17 protein-coding genes and 1 riboswitch are annotated in these 19,524 nt (G+C 65.3%); of the genes, 10 read left to right on the top strand and 7 right to left on the bottom strand.

Annotated elements, in window-relative coordinates; all coding sequences use genetic code 11:
- Together BLS26_RS17910 and BLS26_RS17905 are read right to left on the bottom strand one after the other, a co-directional pair.
- Nucleotides 1-1,218, bottom strand: coding sequence for a COG4223 family protein (locus BLS26_RS17910; protein ID WP_092513274.1), 1,218 nt, complete (start codon nucleotides 1,216-1,218; stop codon nucleotides 1-3).
- Nucleotides 1,219-1,326: 108 nt separating this feature from the next.
- Nucleotides 1,327-2,094: a uroporphyrinogen-III synthase gene (locus tag BLS26_RS17905; RefSeq protein WP_092513272.1), complete on the bottom strand. Its 768-nt coding sequence runs from the start codon at nucleotides 2,092-2,094 to the stop codon at nucleotides 1,327-1,329.
- A 139-nt stretch (nucleotides 2,095-2,233) separates the two neighbouring features.
- Between BLS26_RS17905 and tsaD the strand changes: the two genes are divergently transcribed.
- Nucleotides 2,234-3,307 (top strand): tRNA (adenosine(37)-N6)-threonylcarbamoyltransferase complex transferase subunit TsaD, encoded by a 1,074-nt coding sequence (tsaD, locus tag BLS26_RS17900; RefSeq protein WP_092518191.1) that lies wholly within the window; start codon nucleotides 2,234-2,236, stop codon nucleotides 3,305-3,307.
- 1 nt (nucleotide 3,308) lies between these two features.
- Nucleotides 3,309-4,289, top strand: coding sequence for an NAD(P)H-dependent glycerol-3-phosphate dehydrogenase (locus BLS26_RS17895; protein ID WP_092513270.1), 981 nt, complete (start codon nucleotides 3,309-3,311; stop codon nucleotides 4,287-4,289).
- Nucleotides 4,290-4,355: 66 nt separating this feature from the next.
- Here BLS26_RS17895 and BLS26_RS17890 read toward each other — a convergent pair whose 3' ends face one another.
- Complete coding sequence (locus BLS26_RS17890) at nucleotides 4,356-5,123, bottom strand: haloacid dehalogenase type II (RefSeq protein WP_092513268.1); 768 nt, start codon at nucleotides 5,121-5,123, stop codon at nucleotides 4,356-4,358.
- A 209-nt stretch (nucleotides 5,124-5,332) separates the two neighbouring features.
- Here BLS26_RS17890 and BLS26_RS17885 point away from each other — a divergent pair, with 209 nt between their 5' ends.
- Both BLS26_RS17885 and BLS26_RS17880 read left to right on the top strand, forming a co-directional pair.
- Nucleotides 5,333-5,746: an EVE domain-containing protein gene (locus BLS26_RS17885; protein ID WP_092513266.1), complete on the top strand. Its 414-nt coding sequence runs from the start codon at nucleotides 5,333-5,335 to the stop codon at nucleotides 5,744-5,746.
- 126 nt (nucleotides 5,747-5,872) lie between these two features.
- A complete protein-coding gene (locus BLS26_RS17880; RefSeq protein ID WP_157676485.1) occupies nucleotides 5,873-7,228 on the top strand; it encodes a diguanylate cyclase in 1,356 nt (451 codons plus the stop codon).
- Between the two features lie 51 nt (nucleotides 7,229-7,279).
- On the opposite strand, the gene BLS26_RS17875 is transcribed toward BLS26_RS17880, so the two are convergent.
- Complete coding sequence (locus tag BLS26_RS17875; protein WP_092513262.1) at nucleotides 7,280-8,368, bottom strand: adenylate/guanylate cyclase domain-containing protein; 1,089 nt, start codon at nucleotides 8,366-8,368, stop codon at nucleotides 7,280-7,282.
- Nucleotides 8,369-8,481: 113 nt separating this feature from the next.
- Here BLS26_RS17875 and BLS26_RS17870 point away from each other — a divergent pair, with 113 nt between their 5' ends.
- Nucleotides 8,482-8,940, top strand: coding sequence for an SRPBCC domain-containing protein (locus tag BLS26_RS17870; protein WP_092513260.1), 459 nt, complete (start codon nucleotides 8,482-8,484; stop codon nucleotides 8,938-8,940).
- Between the two features lie 62 nt (nucleotides 8,941-9,002).
- Here the strand turns inward: BLS26_RS17870 and BLS26_RS17865 are convergent, their stop codons facing one another.
- Nucleotides 9,003-10,178: a DNA topoisomerase IB gene (locus tag BLS26_RS17865; RefSeq protein WP_092518189.1), complete on the bottom strand. Its 1,176-nt coding sequence runs from the start codon at nucleotides 10,176-10,178 to the stop codon at nucleotides 9,003-9,005.
- A 374-nt stretch (nucleotides 10,179-10,552) separates the two neighbouring features.
- Here BLS26_RS17865 and acs point away from each other — a divergent pair, with 374 nt between their 5' ends.
- Both acs and BLS26_RS17855 read left to right on the top strand, forming a co-directional pair.
- Complete coding sequence (gene acs, locus BLS26_RS17860) at nucleotides 10,553-12,505, top strand: acetate--CoA ligase (protein ID WP_172804624.1); 1,953 nt, start codon at nucleotides 10,553-10,555, stop codon at nucleotides 12,503-12,505.
- Nucleotides 12,506-12,877: 372 nt separating this feature from the next.
- Nucleotides 12,878-13,390: a L,D-transpeptidase gene (locus BLS26_RS17855; RefSeq protein ID WP_092513256.1), complete on the top strand. Its 513-nt coding sequence runs from the start codon at nucleotides 12,878-12,880 to the stop codon at nucleotides 13,388-13,390.
- Nucleotides 13,391-13,434: 44 nt separating this feature from the next.
- Here the strand turns inward: BLS26_RS17855 and BLS26_RS17850 are convergent, their stop codons facing one another.
- Together BLS26_RS17850 and BLS26_RS17845 are read right to left on the bottom strand one after the other, a co-directional pair.
- The gene (locus tag BLS26_RS17850; RefSeq protein WP_172804799.1) at nucleotides 13,435-14,022 is read right to left on the bottom strand and encodes a thermonuclease family protein; all 588 of its coding nucleotides are present in this window, start codon (nucleotides 14,020-14,022) and stop codon (nucleotides 13,435-13,437) included.
- Between the two features lie 53 nt (nucleotides 14,023-14,075).
- Entirely contained in the window at nucleotides 14,076-14,282 is a 207-nt protein-coding gene (locus BLS26_RS17845) for a DUF1674 domain-containing protein (protein ID WP_092518185.1), read from the bottom strand.
- A 172-nt stretch (nucleotides 14,283-14,454) separates the two neighbouring features.
- On the opposite strand from BLS26_RS17845, the gene BLS26_RS17840 reads away from it, so the two are divergent.
- The 3 genes from BLS26_RS17840 to purH all read left to right on the top strand — a co-directional run bounded on the left by BLS26_RS17840 (nucleotide 14,455) and on the right by purH (nucleotide 19,446).
- The gene (locus BLS26_RS17840; RefSeq protein WP_092513254.1) at nucleotides 14,455-15,801 is read left to right on the top strand and encodes an RsmB/NOP family class I SAM-dependent RNA methyltransferase; all 1,347 of its coding nucleotides are present in this window, start codon (nucleotides 14,455-14,457) and stop codon (nucleotides 15,799-15,801) included.
- A gap of 158 nt (nucleotides 15,802-15,959) precedes the next feature.
- Entirely contained in the window at nucleotides 15,960-17,675 is a 1,716-nt protein-coding gene (locus BLS26_RS17835) for a heparinase II/III family protein (RefSeq protein ID WP_172804623.1), read from the top strand.
- Nucleotides 17,676-17,749: 74 nt separating this feature from the next.
- Nucleotides 17,750-17,830, top strand: a riboswitch (ZMP/ZTP riboswitch).
- A 23-nt stretch (nucleotides 17,831-17,853) separates the two neighbouring features.
- Nucleotides 17,854-19,446: a bifunctional phosphoribosylaminoimidazolecarboxamide formyltransferase/IMP cyclohydrolase gene (gene purH / locus BLS26_RS17830; RefSeq protein ID WP_092513250.1), complete on the top strand. Its 1,593-nt coding sequence runs from the start codon at nucleotides 17,854-17,856 to the stop codon at nucleotides 19,444-19,446.
- The last annotated feature ends 78 nt before the right edge of the window (nucleotides 19,447-19,524 follow it).

Here is a 19,524-nt window from a genome sequence, read left to right as displayed (position 1 = left end):
TTATGGCGCCGGTTTGGCGAGCACGGCCATGGCATCAGCGGCGAACTGGCGCGACGCGGCCAGCGCGACGTCGCGCGCGTCGGCCTTGTCCAGCCAGGCCTGTGCCGCGGCACGGTCGGCAGGCTCCAGCGTCTTCAACTCGCGCCGCGCTTCGTTGGAATCGTTGCGCAGCGCCGCCGCGGTGATCCGCGCCACCACGGCGCCGCGATCGTTGCCGACGGTGTCGGTACGCTCGATCTTGACCAGCTTCGACGCCCCGGCCTGCAGCCGTTCGATGACGCCGGAACCGGCCGCGCCGCCCTGCTGCGCCGGCAGCAGTTTCGGCACCAGCGCCAGCAATTCGGTGCTGAGCTTGTTGGGGTTAGGCACGCCCTTGTCGGCAAATTGGTCAAGCGGCTTCAAGACGTCGGCGTTCGGCGCCAGCGCTTTCGCCGCCGCCAGCGCCGCCGGGTAGGGATCGCCGATCCGCACCAGCACTTCAAGCAGTGCGCCCGCCACGACGCGACGCAGCGGCAGATCATCGGCGGGCTTGGCGTCGGTTGCCCTGGTATCGGCAATCTTGCTGTCCTGCTGCGCGATTTCCGCGCTCTGCGTTCGCAGCAAACTTTCGATTTTGGCGATCCGTTCGTTGACGGCATTCAGATCCGGCGCAACAGCACCGTCAGCGCGCGGCGCGGACTTCACGTCATTGAGCACGGAGGCAAGCTTGTCGCCTTGCGTGCGCAACGCGGCGAGCGATTTTTCCAGACCTTCGACGCGCGCCGCGGCCGCGGGATCGGCCACCGGCTTGCCGACCTTCGACTCCAGTCCCGCGATACGCGCGGTGAGATCGTCGATGGCGGCGGCATTGACCGCGGGCACAGGTGGCGTCGTGACGGGCTGAACCGCAGGCCAACCCAGCATCCAGCCGACGCCGATCACCAGCGCCGCCGCGACCGCGCCGGAGACCGGCGCAATGATCCACGGAGAAATCGGAGCAGAATTCGGAGCCGCCGCCGAAGGCGTCGCCGGCTGCTCCGAAGCTGGCTCGGCGGCGGGCTCGGCAGCCGGTTCAGCAAGCGGTTCAGAATGCGCGGCGCCGTCGGCATGGGCGGCGCCGTCGGCATGCGATGTCGCGGTCGACACATCAGTCGCCTCGAGGTCGATCGTCGGCGGCGCTCGCTTGGGCCGTTCCGAATCGGGCAGCGATCCGGTTTCATCACGCCTGTCTTCGACCATCACAACGGTCCCTTCAGCAGTTAGGTGCCGGAACTTAGCAGAATCGGGATGTATAGAGCACGATCCCGGAGCGCAGGCACCGGTTTTCCGGTAACGCGCTGCTCAGACTTATAGATTAGAGCCGGATCGTGGTCGCAAAGCATGGCCCAAGGCGCGGTCCAGGGCCTCGAACAAGGCATTTTCGTCGGCCTGGGCCGCCGCCGTGACCTGGGTCGCACCGGCGTCCCGCAGAACGGCGGCGACGGCGGACGAGATACAGCATTGCGGCAGCGCCAATGCCGATATTTCGACGCCGCCGGCGCGGGCCGCTTCGAGAAACGCGCGCGCGCTACGGCGTGAGTAGTGCAGCACCGCCTCGACCTGATGCGCCACGAAAGCGTCACAAATTTCCCGCGGCAGGTGAGAGGCCGGAACCATCCGGTAGGTGGTGTGCGTCACCACGGTAAAACCCTTCTCGCCGAGCTCGCCGGCCAGATCGCGCGCCAGATCGGCGCCGGCCAGATACAACAGCGTGCTCGCCTTCTTCAGTTGCCTGGCCTTGACGCCGGCCAGCACCAGATCGCGCAAGGCGCTGGCATCGCCCTTGGCTGCAATCACTTGCGTAAACCCGGCCTCGCGGGCCGCCGCCGCGGTATGTTCCCCGACCGCAAACAATGGCAATTTGACCAGCCGGCTACCTGCCAGCTGTGACGCGATGGCCCGCAGCGCGTTGGCCGAGGTGACGATGACGGCGCCATAGGCCGCATCCTCGTCATCGCGAAACACCACCGGCTCGAACCGCAGCATCGGCGCCCGCAACACCTCAAAACCCCGGGCGCGCAGTGCCGATGCCGTCGCCTCATCGTCCGGATGCGGGCGGGTCACGAGAACGGCCATGGAAGATCTCCGCTAAAGCCACATCAGTGCAAGGCGACGATTGCACCTTGAGACCTCGTAATGCTACCCGGTTACGGAAGCGTTGTGACGGCCGTAGCACAAGGGCTCAGATTGCAGGACCTGAAATCAGGACATGCCGATGCTGGTATTGGGGATCGAAACCACCTGCGATGAAACCGCGGCCGCCGTGGTCGCGCGCGGCGACGACGGCAGCGGCCAGATTCTGTCCAATATCGTCCACTCGCAAACATCCGAGCACGCCCGCTTCGGCGGCGTGGTGCCGGAGATCGCCGCCCGCGCCCATGTCGACCTGCTCGACGGCATCGTCGGCCGCGCCATGCAGGAAGCCGGTGTCGGCTTCGCGCAATTGTCGGCGGTGGCGGCCGCGGCCGGCCCCGGCCTGATCGGCGGCGTGATCGTCGGCCTCACCACCGCAAAAGCCATCGCGATGGTGCATGACACGCCGCTGATTGCGGTCAACCACCTCGAGGCCCATGCGCTGACGCCGCGGCTGACCGACGCGCTCGCGTTTCCCTATTGCCTGTTCCTCGCCTCCGGCGGTCATACCCAGATCGTGGCCGTGGTCGGCGTCGGCGAGTATGTCCGGCTCGGCACCACCGTCGACGACGCGATGGGCGAAGCCTTCGACAAGGTCGCGAAGATGCTGTCGCTGCCCTATCCCGGCGGACCCGAGGTCGAACGTGCTGCGGCCAGCGGCGACCCGAAGCGATTTGCGTTTCCGCGGCCGATGCTCGGACGGCCGGATGCGAATTTCTCGCTGTCGGGATTGAAGACCGCGGTTCGCAGCGAAGCCAGCCGGATGACGCCACTGGAGCCGCAGGACATCTGCGATCTCTGCGCCGGTTTCCAGGCTGCCGTGCTGGAAGCGACCGCCGATCGGCTGAGCGTCGGCCTGCGGTTGTTCCACGAACGGTTCGGCTCGCCCCGCGCGCTGGTGGCCGCGGGCGGCGTCGCCGCCAACCATGCCATCCGCGACGCCTTGCAGGAGGTTGCCGCCAAGGCCGGCACCACGCTGATCATGCCGCCGCCGGAGCTCTGCACCGACAATGGCGCGATGATCGCCTGGGCCGGCGCGGAACGGATGGCGCTTGGACTGATCGACGGCATGGACGCGCCGCCGCGAGCGCGCTGGCTGCTCGACGCCAATGCATCAGCACCGGCGGGCTTCACCAACACCCGCGCGGGATACTGAGATGGTTTCCGGCAACGCGGTCGGCGTGATCGGCGCCGGTGCTTACGGCACCGCGCTGGCCTGTGCGGCCGCGCGTGCCGGCCGCGACGTCGTGCTTTACGTGCGCGGCGCCGAGAACGCCGCGCAGATGAAAGCGACGCGCAAGAATCCAAAACTGCCCGGCGTCAGCGTCGATGCGCGGATCGCGATCGTCAATGATCTTGCCGCAGCCGCCCGCGCGGACATCATCCTGATCGCAACACCCGCGCAAAACCTGCGCGAGGCGGCGATGGCGCTGGCGCCACTTCTCAAGCCGCGAACGCCGGTTGTCGCCTGCGCCAAGGGCATCGAGCGCGGCACGCATCTGTTCATGACCGAGGTCATCACTGAGGTGATCCCGCAGGCAATGGCGGCGATCCTGTCGGGCCCGAACTTCGCCGACGACGTGGCGCGCGGCCTTCCGACCGCGGTGACGCTCGCGGCAAGGGATGAAACGCTGGCGAGCGATCTGGTGCAGATGCTGGGCTCGTCCACGTTCCGGCCCTATCACACCACGGATGTGCGCGGCGTCGAGATCGGCGGCGCCGCCAAGAACGTGCTGGCGATCGCGGCCGGCATCGTCGTCGGCCGCAAACTCGGCGCCTCGGCGCAGGCGGCGTTGACAACGCGGGGCTTCAGCGAACTGGCCCGGCTCGGTCGCGCCTGCGGCGCGCGCGGCGAAACGCTGGCTGGGCTATCGGGCCTCGGCGACCTGATCCTGAGTTGCTCGAGCCTTCAATCGCGCAATTTCGCATTCGGTATCGCGCTCGGCCGCGGCGAAAAGCCGGCGCCGGGAAAACTCGCCGAAGGCGAATTCACTGCACCGGTTCTGATCGAACTGGCGGCATCGCGAAACGTCGACATGCCGGTATCGAAGGCGGTCGCAGCGATCCTGAGCGGCAAGGTCACGATCGACGCCGCGATCGAAGGTCTGCTGACGCGGCCGTTCAAGGCGGAAGAATGATTGACCATAGCGTTTTCGAGCGAAGTGGGTACCGGTTCGCGTAAAGAAAACGCGTCAAACAAAAGACTACACGCCCGCAAAGGCAACGAGCTCCTGAAGGCCGGCGCCGGTCCCATCGGGGGCCACGTCAAGTTCTTCAAGCGGCGCATTGGCGCGATTGACCCAGAACGTCGGATACCCAAACCGTTTGGCGCCGGCGGCATCCCAGCCGGCAAACGCGGCGAAGGCGATTTCTTCCTTCGCCATCCCGAAGGCATCGACACCCATCCGGTAAGCGCGCGGATCCGGCTTGAACGCCTGCACGCGGTCGGTGCTGAGATGCGGTTCGAATATCCCCTCGAGCCCCGAATTCCTGACCGCCGCATCGAGCATCTCGGCGGTAAAGTTGGACAGGAACGCCATCCGGATGCCGGCGTCCTTCAATTGCTTCAGCGCCGCCGCCACATCGGGCCAAGCCTTCAGTCTGAGATAGGATTCCATCAACTGGTCGCGCTGCGTCGGCGACATTTCCAGCTTCACCAGCCTGGCGGCAAACACCAGCGCCTGTTCGGTGACCTGCCAGAAGTCGACATAGCTGCCGCTCATGGTCCGCAACCATGTGTACTCGAACTGCCGCGTGCGCCAGGCATTGCTCAACTCCCCGCCTTTGCCGGGAAACATCGCTTCGGCCCTGGCGAATACCGGACGCGGATCGATGATCGGAAAGCCGTCGAAGGCGATCGCCCTGATTTTCTTTGGCCCCGGCGCTTGCGCCCTGACGGACGGCGTGGCGATCGCCGCGGCAGCGACGCCTGCTGCGACCAGATGGAGAAAATCCCGGCGATGCGCTGACATGTGACGACCTCTCGACATCGGCAACGGATGTCATCCGCGGCGAACGCATTCAATGCGGCCGGCGGTCAAAACATCTTGTTCTGGGGCCTGGAATAAATCGGCGCGAGGCTTGGGCGCTAGCCTGCCGCCGTTGCGATCGGACGGACGTAACGATATCGTCAACGGCGACGCGCCGGCGGAATTGCCGCCGTGCCACAGAGGAAGATGCAATGGCGTACTGGCTGGTGAAATCCGAACCCTCAACCTGGTCGTGGGACCAGCAGGTCGCCAAAGGCGCCAAGGGCGAGGCCTGGACCGGCGTACGCAATTTCACCGCACGCCAAAATCTCGTGGCCATGAAGAAGGGCGACCGCGCCTTCTTCTACCACTCCAACGAAGGCAAGGAGATCGTCGGCATCGCCGAGATCGTCAAGGAGGCCTATCCCGATCCGACCGACAAGACCGGAAAATTCGTCTGCGTCGACATCAAGGCGGACAAGCCCCTGAAAACACCGGTGACGATGGCCGCGATCAAGGCCGACAAGAAACTGTCTGACATGGCGCTGGTGAAATATTCGCGGCTGTCGGTTCAGCCGGTCACGGCCGACGAATGGAAAATGGTCTGCAAGATGGGCGGCCTGTAGATTCGTCGTCGATAGGTATTATAACACCCCTACTTCCTGCTTTGCCCCTCCGCCTCAGGGAAATTTAGCATTTTGGGCGCTTACTCTGGACCCTGCGGCAAGAATGACGCCGGGGAGGAACAGCTCTTGAAATCGGGTGCCAGCAACCTGAGCCCGGCAGCGCTCGAGGACACCGCAAGCCTGTCCATGACTTCAGCGCTCGAAGCCGAGGCGGAGCGGCTGCTGTCGCAACGCACCCGTGACATCCGGTTTTCTCCCGAGATGGTTCTGGCCTATCGCACGAAGGACTGGTCGCAACGAAGCAAGATTGCGCGCGCATGGATGGTCTGGGTCGCGCTGATCAGCATGGCCTTCGTGCCGATCAGCTATCTTCTCGCTCCCGAATTCCTCATCCTCACCACCGCCATCAGCGGGCTGCTGGTTCCGGCGCTGCACGGCTGTGCCTACCTGGTCTGGCGAAAGCCCCGCAGCGCCGCGGTCGAAGGCCTGTCGCTGCTGCTGCTGATGATCACCGTCATGATCGCCTACGGCTACCTCGCCGTCGCGGCCGGCGGCACCGACTATGAGCGCTTCCTCACCTGCATCATGTACGCCAACACCATCGCGATCGTGGTGTTCAATGTCGACTATGTCTGGACGCTGGCCCTGATGGTCTGCTCCACGGCGACCTTTTTCGGCTTCGAAATCTTCAATCCCGCGATCAACCTCGAGGAAGCGATCGGGACCTCGGTGTTCTACGCCATGGGAATCTACGCGGCGACGATCGCGCGGAAAACCCAGTCGATCCTCGGTCAAAAAGCCTTCCTGATGTCGCTGCGCAGCCAGTTTCGCAGCGACGCGCTGAAACGAGCCAATGATCAGTTGGAAATACTGGCGACATGCGACCCGCTCACCGGGCTCGGCAACCGCCGCTCGGCGACCGATCTGATCGAGAAGCTGTGGCGCGACCCGGCGATCCCGAGAGCCTGTATCGCGTTCATCATGGCCGACATCGACTGGTTCAAGCGACTGAACGACACCGCCGGCCATGCCGCCGGCGACGAATGCATCAGACGGGTCGCGAAGACGATCGCGGAATCGGTGCGGTTAGGCGAAGACGCCGTCTTTCGCTATGGCGGCGAGGAATTCCTTGTCGTTCTCGCGCACGCCTCGCCCGATCTCGCCTGGACGATCGCGGAACGCATCCGCCGCTCGGTAGAAGCGCTCAGCATCGTCAATCCCGGAATCGATCCCGCGGACGGCGCCGCCAATGTGGTGACGATCAGCCTCGGCGTCGCATTCGCGCAGGAAGATGCCGCGCCGGAGATCGTCGCAAAATGGGCCGATGACGCCCTTTACGACGCCAAGCGTGGCGGCAGGAACCTGGTGTTCCTGTCGAATGCGCATGCCGCAGAGGACGCGTGTCGTTTGCAGCCGCTGTCGCCGGGCCCGGAAAGTTCGGCGGCGAATTCCGTCAGGGTGGTGGCCTCGTCGGCCAGGTAGACGATCAACCGTGGATGGGGTCACGCCGGCGCTCGATGCCGGCGATCCGGCTCAACCCTCCGGCAGGGTGAAGACCGCGCAGGGCGAAGCGATACCGCGGAGAGAATGCGTCCCAAGCGGCATCAACGGGATGTCGGTCTCGGCCGCCAGCGCACCGGAAACAAGGACCGTCTTGCCGAGTGGCCGGCACAACCCCTCGAGTCTGCTCACCAGGTTAACGGCCGGACCGATCGCGGTGAAATCGAGCCGGTTGGCGGCGCCAATATTGCCCCAGAGCATCTCGCCGAGATGCAACGCGGCACCAAACGACAGCGGCGGCAGCCCTTGTCGGCGCCGCTCGTCATCCAGATGCGCCATCCCGGCCTGCGCGGCGGACGCTGCGCGCAATGCCGCCTCGGAGGCGCGCCGCGGCGCCTCGTTGACCACCGGAAAGATCGCCAGCACACCGTCACCGATGAACTTCAGCACCTCGCCGCCGAACGCATGAACCGCGCCGGCGATACGATCGAACCAGGCGTCGAGTGCGGCGATGACAGTCGCTGGAGGATTGCTCTCCGAGAGCGCGGTAAAGTTACGCAGATCGGCATAGAGCAGCGCGGCCTGAATGGTCTCGCCGCGGTCGCGTCGCAACGGCGCTGCCAGCACACGCGCCGCGCTGCGCCGGCCGAGATAGGCTTCGAGCGTTGCCGTCAACGTGGCGCGTACGGCGAGGACCGCAAGCGGCGAAGCCGCGAAGCGTGCCGCCTGGCGGAGTTCGTTCGTCTCTTTGGGGGTGAAGGGACGCGGCCCGATCCAGCCGAGCGACGGTCCGTCCGGACCCGGCCCGATGACGTCCTCGTAAGCGCGGCCTTCCGCGATTTCACTCAACCAGCGGCGGCCGGCATGGTTGGGCGCCTCCGGTACCAACGCCGTCGCGCCCGGCGCAAAGTCCACGGCTTCGATGACCGCTCCGGTTTCGGCGCGCCACAGCCAGGTGCGTCTGGCAATCAGCGGGTGCGGCACGTCGAGCGTCAGCGCGCCCGCCACGAGCGGCAATCCGTCGGCGACCAGATGCGCACCAAGCTCCGCGAGCAGCCGGTCGGCGCCCGCGGTCTCGGCGGCCGTATCGACGAGCCAGGCGAGTGTCGAGGAGAGCTGCATGGCGCGATCATGGGTTGGCGCGCCATCCTTGTCACGACCTAACCTTGACGACCGGCCCCGGCGCTGCCATCTGCCCCATTCAGGTCTTGGAGCAGCTTCTTGGAGCAGCATGGATGACTGAGCCTCTCATCGTTCGACGCGAGACCCAGATCGCGGCCCCGCGTGCCACGGTTTTCGCCTTCCTGACAGATCCTGACAAAATCCTGAGCTGGATGGGCACGGAGGCCGCGACCGAGCCGCATCCGGACGGGCTCTACCTCGTCAAGGGAATCGGTGAGCGCGGCAATACCGCCCGCGGCGCGTTCCGCGAAGTCGTCCCGGTCCACCGTCTGGCCTACAGTTTCGGTTGGGACGGCAACGAGGAGGTGCCGCCGGGCTCGAGCCTGATCGAGATCGATCTGATTGATCGCGACGGCGGCACCCTGCTGTGCATGACCCATAGCGGCTTGCCGAACGCTGTGCAGTGCGCCAACCACGAAAAGGGTTGGATGCATTATTTTGCACGGCTGGCGATTGCGGCCACGGGACGGGATCCCGGACCGGATGCGCGCCAGCCACCTGGCAAGATGTAATCCGAGGTCGGCTCACGCGGCTTCCAGGCGGAGCAGAAAAACGACGCGCGCGTTTGTGCGTCTTACGCCGCCGCCGCCGTCACCACCTGCGCCAGCAGCGCTTCGCGCTTGGCCTGGGTGCGGTAGCCCTTCATCGTCGCGGCAAAGCGTTCGAGGATGCCGTCTTCGAACGCGGTGACGATGGTGTCGTGGACATAGCTCTTGCGGCAGATCGCCGGTGTGTTCGACAGTTCGTCGGCTGCGGCGCGCACGGCGTCGAGCACCTGCTTGCGACGGCCGCGCTCGCTGGCCGCCGGCGAAATCCGCGACAGCGATTCCAGCACCACGGCCGATGCCATCAGGGTGCGGAAATCCTTCAGCGAAATCTTGATGCCGGCGATCTCGCGCAGGAACGCGTTCACCGACGTGGTCGAGACGGCGCGCACGGTGCCGGATTTATCGCGGTACTGGAACATGCGCTTGCCCGGAACGGTGCGCAGGATGCCGATGGCGCGCACCAGCTTGGCCGCGTCGCATTCCTTGCGCGTGGCCTTGCCGCCCTTGGCCTTGAAGGTCAGGACCAGGCTGTCGTCTTCCAGGGTGACATTGGACTTCAATAGCGTGGTGGCGCCGCGGGTGCCGTTGAGACGGGCATAGGACTCGTTGCCAGGCCGGATCGCGGTGCGCGCGATCAGTTCGATCACGGCCGAGAGCGCGAATTCACGCGTCGGCTCATTGCCCGACAGGTGCATCGAGACGTTGCGGCGGATCTTCGGCAGTGCTGCGACCAGCCGCGCCAGGCGATGCGCCTTGCGGTGCTCGCGGACCTTTTCCCAATCGGCGTGATAGCGGTACTGCAACCGGCCCGCAGCATCGAGGCCGACGGCTTGCAGATGCGACGCCGGATCCGCCGAATAGCGGACTTCGCGATAGGCCGGCGGAACCGCCATCGAGTGCAGGCGCTTGATGGTGCCGGCATGTCGGATCGGCGTGCCATTGGCGCGAATGAATGAATATCCCTTTCCGCGCTTGATGCGGCGGATGGTCAGCCCGTTCTGATCGCCGAGCTTCAGCCCGTGGCCCTGCGCCAGTGACTCCACCGTCGCGCGGGTTTCGATCTTGGCCTTCGGCGCCGGAATTCTCGCCGGCGCCTTCAAGGAGGGGGTTGTTTTGGGCAATTGCCCGAGCGCTTCTGCCAAAGCAACGGCAGGATCGGCGGAAACGGGCCGCGTAGCCTCGAAATTCTGCTGATCCATCATCGTCGTCGTTGCCTTGCTCCGCTGGTTCTTCCGGTAATGCCTCTTGATGGGCTTGGTTCCGGGGGAGCCGTCCGGCCCCGGGAAAGCCATTTAAGGGGTAAGGATGGCCATTGCGAGTCCCGATTCCGTTATTTGCGGTTACTGGATACCGGTCATGGGAGCCATTCGCGCGATAACGTTGATTTCAACCTCCTCCAAACCGCGAAAATGATCGCCGTTTTGACTTGGGGTGGGGTCAGCGGGCCGCCCAACCGACCAAGGTCGCAGACGTTTCCGCCTTGTCCGGGGATCGCCCCGCGACGCATAATCGTGGCAATGAAATCGGGTTTGCGGCCGCCAGATTTGGTACGGCGCCGCGATGAGTGGAGGGAACGATGTCCGAGAAGATTTACGACGTGTCCGCGGAATGGACCAAGCGCGCCTTCGTCGACGCCGCCAAATACCGCGAGATGTATGCCCGCTCGGTCTCCGACCCCAACGGATTTTGGGCCGATCAGGCCAAGCGCGTCGACTGGATCAAGCCGTTCCACAAGGTCGAGAACGTCTCCTTTGCCCCCGGCAACATCTCGATCAAATGGTTCGAGGATGGCGTCCTCAACGTCGCCTGGAACTGCATCGACCGCCACCTCGAGAAGCGCGCCGACCAGACCGCCATCATCTGGGAAGGCGACGATCCCTCGCAGTCGAAGCACATCACGTACCGGCAGCTGCACGACGAAGTCTGCAAGATGGCCAACATCCTGCGCACAAGGAACGTCAAGAAGGGCGATCGCGTCACGATCTACCTGCCGATGATTCCGGAAGCCGCCTACGCCATGCTGGCCTGCGCGCGGATCGGCGCGATCCATTCGGTGGTGTTCGCCGGCTTCTCGCCGGATAGCCTCGCCCAGCGCATCACCGACTGCCAGTCCAGGATCGTCATCACCGCCGACGAAGGTCTGCGCGGCGGCAAGAAGGTGCCGCTGAAGGCCAATGTCGATGCCGCGATCCAAAAAAGTGGAGGCGTCGACTGGGTCGTCGTGGTCAAGCGCACCGGCTCCCCGGTCGACATGAACCCGACGCGCGACCTCTGGTACCACGACGCCGCCGCCATGGTGACGACGGAGTGCCCGTGCGAGCCGATGCATGCGGAAGATCCGCTGTTCATTCTCTATACGTCGGGCTCGACCGGCCAGCCCAAGGGCGTGCTGCACACCTCGGGCGGCTATCTCGTATTCGCGGCGATGACGCATCAATACGTGTTCGACTACCACGACGGCGACATCTACTGGTGCACCGCCGACGTCGGCTGGGTCACCGGCCACAGCTACATTCTCTACGGGCCGCTGGCGAACGGCGCCACCACGCTGATGTTCGAGGGCGTGCCGAACTATCCGGACAATTCGCGGTTCTGGAACGTCATCGACAAGCACAAGGTCAACATCTTCTACACCGCGCCGACAGCGATCCGCGCGCTGATGCAGTCGGGCGACGATCCGGTGAAGAAGACCTCGCGCGCCAGTCTGCGCCTGCTCGGCTCGGTCGGCGAGCCGATCAATCCGGAAGCCTGGGAATGGTATCACCGCGTGGTCGGCGACGACCGTTGCCCGATCGTCGATACCTGGTGGCAGACCGAGACCGGCGGTATTTTGATCACGCCGCTGCCGGGCGCGACCAAACTCAAGCCGGGTTCGGCGACGCAGCCGTTCTTCGGCGTGGTGCCTGAAATCGTCGACGCCGACGGCAAGGTGCTGGAAGGCGAAACTAGCGGCAATCTCTGCATCGCCAAGTCCTGGCCGGGGCAGATGCGCACGGTCTATGGCGATCACGCCCGCTTCGAGCAGACCTATTTCTCGACCTACAAGGGCAAATACTTCACCGGCGACGGCTGCCGCCGCGACGCCGACGGCTATTACTGGATCACCGGCCGCGTCGACGACGTCATCAACGTGTCGGGCCACCGCATGGGCACCGCCGAAGTCGAAAGCTCGCTGGTGGCGCATGAGGCGGTGTCGGAAGCCGCCGTGGTCGGCTATCCCCACGACATCAAGGGCCAGGGCATCTACGCCTATGTGACCTTGATGGCCGGCACCCAGCCCAGCGACGCACTTCGCAAGGAGCTGGTCGCCTGGGTCCGCAAGGACATCGGTCCGATCGCCTCGCCCGACCAGATCCAGTTCGCGCCGGGCCTGCCCAAAACCCGTTCCGGCAAGATCATGCGTCGCATCCTGCGCAAGATTGCCGAAGACGAACCGGGCAGCCTCGGCGATACCTCGACGCTGGCCGATCCCGCCGTGGTCGACGACCTCGTCGAGAACCGGCAGAACAAGAAGGGCGCGACGGCCTGAGCGACCGTCGATTGCATCCGCCTCGCGCCCAAACAGGGCGCGGGGCGCGCGCGGTAGCTGCCCACCCTTCGCGGCGGTAAATCCGTCATCCGGGCTCTTGCTTGCCCCCTTGCCTTGACCCGGTCACGCCTTTGTCAGCCGCGTGGCGGCCTTGTGCGCATTTCGCGGCCAAGTGTTGTTTTCAAGTCATTTACTTTGATTCGAACATTCCGTTTCTTCCCCTCATCGAAATTCACCACCGGCCCGGCGTGGAAACCATCCGGTTAAGGCACGCGGTTAATATTGGGTGGGTAGGACGGCAAACCGGCAACGCGCTGGATTTGCAGGCAATTTGAGGGCCCCTCGCACGGGCGCGCGGAAGTGGAGATTGGAATGTCGATCAAAGTAGCGATGGCGCTGGCCGCCACCATTGGGGCAGGCGTTTTGATGTCGTCGGCAGCGCAAGCGCGGCCGGAGATGGTCGGCATCCGCGGCGATTACACGCCGGGCACGATCGTGGTGAAGACCAACGAGCGCCGGCTGTATCTCATTCTCGATTCCGGCCACGCCATGCGTTACCCGGTCGGCGTCGGCAAGTCCGGCAAGCAGTGGGCCGGCACCACCCGGATCGACGGCAAGTACCGCAACCCGGCCTGGGCTCCGCCGAAGGAAGTCAAGCGCGACAAGCCGAACATTCCGGACCTGATTGAAGGTGGCTCGCCGCGCAACCCGATGGGCGTCGCGGCGATGACCCTGGCCGGCGGCGAATACGCCATCCACGGCACCAACATGCCGGGCTCGGTCGGCGGCTTCGTCTCCTACGGCTGCATCCGCATGCTGAACGCCGATATCACCGACCTCTATCAACGCGTCTCGGTCGGCACCAGCGTGACCGTCACGCGCTGATCCGCGACATCTCAATACGAAAGCCGCGCAGCCGCGCGGCTTTTTCATTTCGGAAGCAATTGATCGGCATTCGCACACCAGCCGCTGCGGTGGCCGCCGTTGTAACTGCGCGCATGACCGGCCGCGAGCATCGCGCTCGATACGTTTGGAGTCTTCCTGGTCGCAACATCCGCGTCGACCCGGCCGCTATATTTGTCCGGGCCGATATTTGAGATCGTGACCTCGCCCTCGCCGAGCAAGGCGCGCAAGGCATCCGTCGCGGCTTCGGCCATTTGCAATTCCTGCGGACAGGCCGCTTTCAACTCCGGCGCGTCGATGCCGCGCAGGCGGACCCGCGTGGTCAGGTCGAGGCCGGGCGACACATGCACGCGCGCCAGAAACGTGTCGCCGTCAATCGTTCGCAGCACGTCGACGGGATAGTGCAGGTCCGGATGGCCGGCCTGTCGCCAGATGGTTTCCGCGTCTCGCGCCGCCTGACTATCCGCCGGGTGCTGCCACAGGTCACGCACCCAGTGACGCACAGGCAGCATCGTCCCCGCCGCCACGGCGATCACGAACAGCCACGGCAGCGCCGCCGCAAACCAGCGGTTTCGGGCGGACCGGTAAGGACGAATCCTCTCGTATGGGGGCATTTGTCCGACTAGGGGGTGAGTCGGGGCAATCGGCAAGCCCTGCAAAGACAGCCTCAGAAATCCGAGGCGATGCCCTTCCGCTCCCAATCGCCATATCGTGTCGGTTCCGGGCCTTTCGGGCCCTGAAATTCCTTCGGATGCGGCGTGGCGGCGGCCGCAGCGGCTTTGCGGCGCGCCTCGGCCTCGGCGAGGGCGCGCTCGGCAGCCGGTGTCAACGGCTTGCGTTCTGGCGCAGAGGGTGGTGAAGGATCGTCGGTCATCTCAAACTCTTCGGCGGCACGCTTCGTATCCAAAATAGGGACGCCGGGATGACATCACAATCGTGAAATCGTCGTGGCGATTCTTACATTTGGCATATTCGCCTGCCAAAGGAGTTTTTGTTTTCAAAGGCATACGCCGAAACCTTTCCGCCTCCCGAGACGTTCCTGATTCATGCCCCCTTCAAGATTCGCAGTACCTTCCGAAGTGCCTGGTCTCGCGGCGCGGCGGATCGCTGCGGATATTCTCGACGGCGTCCTGCACAAGCACCGCACGCTCGATGACCAGCTCGACGGCGCCGGCGCGCATCCCGGCCTGAAGTCGCTGGCCGATCGCGACCGCGCGCTGATGCGGCGTCTTGTGGCGACGATCCTGCGGCGGCTCGGCACCCTCGGCCATTTGCTTTCGCGCCTGCTCGATCGCGGCATCCCGACCGACGCGCCGCGCGCGCAAAGCGCGCTGTTGATCGGCGCGGCGCAAATTCTCTGGATGGATGTGCCCGATCATGCCGCCGTCGACCTCAGCGTCCGGCTGGTGCAATCGGACCGGCGGGCCGCGAAATATGCCGGGCTCGTCAATGCCGTGCTGCGCCGTTGCGCCCGCGAAGGCCAGCCCCTGATCGACGAGGTCAAGGCACAGACGCTGGATATTCCGCCCTGGCTGTCGGCACGCTGGATTGCCGCCTATGGCGAAGCCAACGCGCGCGCGATGGCGCTGGCGATCAGCCATGAGCCCTCGCTCGACATCACCGTGAAAACAGACGCAGCCCAATGGGCGACGCGGCTGCATGGCGAAACGCTGCCAACCGGAACCGTCCGCACCCTGCTGCAGGGTTCGGTGATGATGCTGCCCGGCTTTACCGAAGGCCAATGGTGGGTGCAGGACGCCGCCGCAGCACTTCCGGCAAAGCTTTTTGGCGACGTCAGCGGCAAACGCATCGTCGACCTCTGCGCGGCGCCCGGCGGCAAAACCGCGCAATTGGCGCTTGCGGGCGCTGACGTCACAGCGGTCGATCGGTCGCCGGCGCGGATGTCGCGGCTGCGCGACAATCTGGCCCGGCTGGACCTCAAAGCCAGTGACGTGGTGACCGACGCCGCCGAATGGACCGGCGGCGACGGCACCTTCGACGGCGTCCTGGTCGACGCACCCTGCACCTCGACCGGGACCATCCGCCGTCACCCTGATGTCGCCTGGTTGCGACAGGAAGCCGACATCGCGGCACTGGCAACCCTGCAGAAGCGGTTGCTGCACAAGGCCGTCGCCCTGCTCAAGCCGGGCGGCACGCTGGTCTATTGCACCTGCTCGCTCGAACCCGAGGAAGGCGAGCAGGCGGTCGCGGCGCTTTTGGCCACCGAATCCGCCGTCCGCCGTGCGCCGGTTGAGGCCGGCGAGGTCGCGGGCCTCAGCGAAATCATCACCGCAGACGGCGATTTGCGCACCCTGCCCTGCCATTTGCCCCACGAAGACCCCCGGCTTGGCGGGTTGGATGGATTTTACGCGGCACGACTGGTTAAATCCTGATTTTAAGCCGGAATCCCATACCCTTCGGGTGATTCGCGCGGTTTCAAGATGGTGTCATGCTGGCGTTTCCGGATTAAAAGGATTCGCCACAATTCCCTCCCTCCCTTCCAAGGCACGGCGTGTCGGTCGCTCAACGCAGACGCATCTCGACGCTTATCATGGGCCGCTTTGCGCGGAGCATGGCGGCGCGCGCCAGCGGCGGGACGGTGGCGCTGTCGCGGCTGTGGCCGGGCCGGGCCGACCGCCTGATCATCGCGCCGCATGACCTGCGGACCGCGGACGCCACCCGCGCCGCCGAAATCTATGCCGGCCGCTTCGTCTTCGCCGGCAAGATCGTGACCTGCCACGGCCGCTCGATCTTCGATCTCGAGCCGCCGTCGGAAGACTGGGAAGTGGCGCTGCTCGGCTTCGGATGGCTGCGGCACTTGCGCGCCGCCGATACCGCGCTGACCCGCGCCAACGCCCGCTCGCTGGTCGACGACTGGATCTCGAATCCGGGGCGGCGGCGGCCGCTCGAACGCCGCGCCGACGTGCTGGCGCGCCGGGTGATCTCGCTGTTGTCGCAGGCGCCTTTGGTGCTCGGCGACACCGACAACAAGTTCTATCGCAAATATCTGCGCGGACTGACCCGCGAGATTCGCTACCTGCGCTACACCATGATCGACATCGCCGACGGCGTCCCGCGGCTGCAGGTGCTGATCGCGCTGTGCTACGCCTCGCTGTGCCTGGCCAACCAGGCCAAGCACATCCGCTCGGCAACAAGGCGGCTGTCCGACGAACTGCAACGGCAGATCCTGCCCGACGGCGGGCACATTTCGCGCAATCCCGGCGCGCTGGTCGAACTGCTCAGCGACATGCTGCCGCTGCGCCAGACATTTGCAGCGCGCAACATCGCGCCGCCGGCGGCGCTGCTGAACGCGATCGATCGCATGATGCCGATGCTGCGCTTCTTCCGCCACGGCGACGGCAGCTTTGCGCTGTTCAACGGCATGAGCAACGCGCCGTCCGACCTGGTCGCGACCCTGCTCGCCTACGACGACACCCACGGCGTGCCGATGTCGAGCATGCCGCATACCGGATTTCAGCGCCTCGATGCCGGCGCCACCACCGTCATCATCGACACCGGCCCGCCGCCGCCGCCAAATGTCAGCCAGGACGCGCATGCCGGCTGCCTGGCGTTCGAACTGTCCTCGGGGCCGAGCCGGATCGTCGTCAATTGCGGCATGCCCTCGACCGGCCGCGACAACTGGCGCGCCTTCGCGCGCTCGACCGCGGCGCATTCGACCCTGACCTATCACGAGACTTCGTCGTGCCAGTTCGTCGAACTGTCGGCGATGAAGCGCCTGTTGCAGGGCGCGCCTGTTGTCAGCGGTCCGTCCAATGTGGAGAGCTATCGCGAGGCGGTCGCGAACGGCGACCTGCTGCACACCTCGCACGACGGCTATCTCGCGCGATTTGGCATCGTGCATCGCCGGGTACTGATGATTGCCCAGGACGGCGCCCGGCTCGACGGCGAGGACACGGTGTCGCCGGCGCCGGGCGCGCGCATTAAAGGTAACGAGACCGACTTTGCCGTGCGGTTTCATCTGCATCCCGCTGTCAAGGCGAGCCGCCTCAGCGACGCCCGCGGCGTCATGCTGGTATTGCCGAACCGCGACGTCTGGACCTTTGAAGCGCTCGACGACAAGGTCGACCTCGAGGACAGCGTGTTCCTGGCCGGCAATGACGGCCCCCGCCGCACCGCCCAGATCGTGATCCGGCAGGATTCGCGGACCGCCCCGTCGATCCGCTGGAGCTTTGTGCGCTCGACGACCTCGCCCTCGGCCACCACCGCAAGGCGCAACGCCCGCCGCGAGCCGGAATTGCCGTTGTAGTAAAATGTCGCGCAGGGGTGCCGGCACGAACCGGATCTGGCCGTTGTTACCGCCGTCGAAATCTGCTAACCACCCGCCGTTCGCGCGACTGGCGACTTTGGATGGAGCACCATCGGGAAGCGCGGGCATAGCTGCCGCGCGCCTGGGCAATAGCACCCTTTAACCGAGGAACTTGCCCATGACCGACCATCCGCGACGCGTCACCCGCGCTCTGTTGTCCGTTTCCGACAAGACCGGCCTGATTGAATTTGCCAAGGCGCTGGCCGGCCACGGCATCGATCTCGTCTCCACCGGCGGCACCGCCAAGGCGATCGCGGCAGCGGGGCTGAAGGTCTCCGACGTTTCCGACCTCACGGGCTTTCCGGAAATGATGGATGGACGGGTCAAGACCCTGCATCCGAAGGTGCATGGCGGCCTGCTCGCGATCCGCGACAACAAGGAACACGCCGACGCCATGAAGACGCACGGCATCGCGCCGATCGATCTCCTGGTCGTGAACCTCTATCCGTTCGAGGCCACCGTCGACAACGGCGCCGGTTACGAGGATTGCATCGAGAACATCGACATCGGCGGCCCGGCGATGATCCGCGCGGCGGCGAAGAATCACGACGATGTCGCCGTCGTGGTGGAAGCTTCCGATTATCAGGCCGTGCTCGACGAACTCGCCGCCAACAAGGGTGCCACCACGCTTGGGCTGCGCCGCCGCCTCGCCGCCAAGGCCTATGCGCGCACCGCGGCCTATGACGCTGCGATCTCGAACTGGTTTGCGGTTCAGCTCAAGAACGATGCGCCTGATTACCGCGCCTTCGGCGGCCGCTTGATCCAGTCGCTGCGTTACGGCGAGAACCCGCACCAGACCGCGGCCTTCTATGCCACGCCGGACAAGCGCCCGGGCGTCGCCAGCGCGCGGCAGTTGCAGGGCAAGGAACTGTCCTACAACAACATCAACGACACCGATGCGGCCTATGAATGCATCGGCGAATTCGATCCGAAGCGCACCGCGGCCTGCGTCATCGTCAAGCACGCCAACCCCTGCGGCGTCGCCGAGGGCGCCGATCTCGTCGAGGCCTACCGCAAGGCACTGGCTTGCGATTCGACCTCGGCCTATGGCGGCATCATCGCGTTGAACCGAACGCTCGATGCCGAAACCGCGCGCGCCATCATCGGCATCTTCACCGAAGTCATCATCGCGCCCGATGCGACCGAAGAAGCGATCGCCATCATCGGCGGACGGCGGAACTTGCGCCTGCTGCTGGCCGACGGGTTGCCCGATCCGCGCACCGTGGGCCTGACCGCGAAGACGGTGGCCGGCGGCATGCTGGTGCAGAGTCGCGACAATGCCGTGGTCGAGGACATGGCGCTGAAGGTCGCGACCAAGCGCGCGCCGTCAGATGCCGAACTGCGCGATCTCAAGTTTGCGTTCCGGGTCGCCAAGCACGTCAAGTCGAACACCATCATCTATGCCAAGGATCTCGCCACCGTCGGCATCGGTGCCGGCCAGATGAGCCGGGTCGATTCCGCGCGCATCGCCGCCCGCAAGGCGCTGGATGCCGCCGCCGAACTGAAGCTGGCAGAGCCGCTGACCAAGGGTTCGGTGGTCGCCTCCGACGCATTCTTCCCGTTCGCCGACGGCATGCTGGCCTGCATCGAGGCCGGCGCCACCGCGGTGATCCAGCCCGGCGGATCGCTCCGCGACGAGGAAGTGATCAAGGCCGCCGATGAACACGGCATCGCGATGGTGTTTACTGGGGTAAGGCATTTCAGGCATTGATTATCCATCGTCGTCCCCGCCTAGTGCGCAATTGCGCACGGGCGCGGGGACCCATAACCACAGGCCGTTGTTGAAGAA

This window comes from Afipia sp. GAS231 (assembly GCF_900103365.1).
Lineage (GTDB): Bacteria > Pseudomonadota > Alphaproteobacteria > Rhizobiales > Xanthobacteraceae > Bradyrhizobium.
The sequence above is the reverse complement of the archived record's forward strand: the minus strand, read 5'-3'. Positions and strand labels throughout refer to the sequence as shown.

What these genes read in the sequence shown, in the direction of transcription:
- BLS26_RS17835 (WP_172804623.1), top strand. Translation starts at nt 15,960, where the DNA reads ATGGGCCGCTTTGCGCGGAGCATGGCGGCGCGCGCCAGCGGCGGGACG.
- BLS26_RS17845 (WP_092518185.1), bottom strand. Translation starts at nt 14,282, where the DNA reads ATGACCGACGATCCTTCACCACCCTCTGCGCCAGAACGCAAGCCGTTG.
- acs (WP_172804624.1), top strand. Translation starts at nt 10,553, where the DNA reads ATGTCCGAGAAGATTTACGACGTGTCCGCGGAATGGACCAAGCGCGCC.
- BLS26_RS17895 (WP_092513270.1), top strand. Translation starts at nt 3,309, where the DNA reads ATGGTTTCCGGCAACGCGGTCGGCGTGATCGGCGCCGGTGCTTACGGC.
- BLS26_RS17865 (WP_092518189.1), bottom strand. Translation starts at nt 10,178, where the DNA reads ATGATGGATCAGCAGAATTTCGAGGCTACGCGGCCCGTTTCCGCCGAT.
- purH (WP_092513250.1), top strand. Translation starts at nt 17,854, where the DNA reads ATGACCGACCATCCGCGACGCGTCACCCGCGCTCTGTTGTCCGTTTCC.
- BLS26_RS17910 (WP_092513274.1), bottom strand. Translation starts at nt 1,218, where the DNA reads ATGGTCGAAGACAGGCGTGATGAAACCGGATCGCTGCCCGATTCGGAA.
- BLS26_RS17855 (WP_092513256.1), top strand. Translation starts at nt 12,878, where the DNA reads ATGTCGATCAAAGTAGCGATGGCGCTGGCCGCCACCATTGGGGCAGGC.
- BLS26_RS17870 (WP_092513260.1), top strand. Translation starts at nt 8,482, where the DNA reads ATGACTGAGCCTCTCATCGTTCGACGCGAGACCCAGATCGCGGCCCCG.
- BLS26_RS17840 (WP_092513254.1), top strand. Translation starts at nt 14,455, where the DNA reads ATGCCCCCTTCAAGATTCGCAGTACCTTCCGAAGTGCCTGGTCTCGCG.
- BLS26_RS17890 (WP_092513268.1), bottom strand. Translation starts at nt 5,123, where the DNA reads ATGTCAGCGCATCGCCGGGATTTTCTCCATCTGGTCGCAGCAGGCGTC.
- BLS26_RS17905 (WP_092513272.1), bottom strand. Translation starts at nt 2,094, where the DNA reads ATGGCCGTTCTCGTGACCCGCCCGCATCCGGACGATGAGGCGACGGCA.
- BLS26_RS17885 (WP_092513266.1), top strand. Translation starts at nt 5,333, where the DNA reads ATGGCGTACTGGCTGGTGAAATCCGAACCCTCAACCTGGTCGTGGGAC.
- BLS26_RS17875 (WP_092513262.1), bottom strand. Translation starts at nt 8,368, where the DNA reads ATGCAGCTCTCCTCGACACTCGCCTGGCTCGTCGATACGGCCGCCGAG.
- BLS26_RS17850 (WP_172804799.1), bottom strand. Translation starts at nt 14,022, where the DNA reads ATGCCCCCATACGAGAGGATTCGTCCTTACCGGTCCGCCCGAAACCGC.
- tsaD (WP_092518191.1), top strand. Translation starts at nt 2,234, where the DNA reads ATGCTGGTATTGGGGATCGAAACCACCTGCGATGAAACCGCGGCCGCC.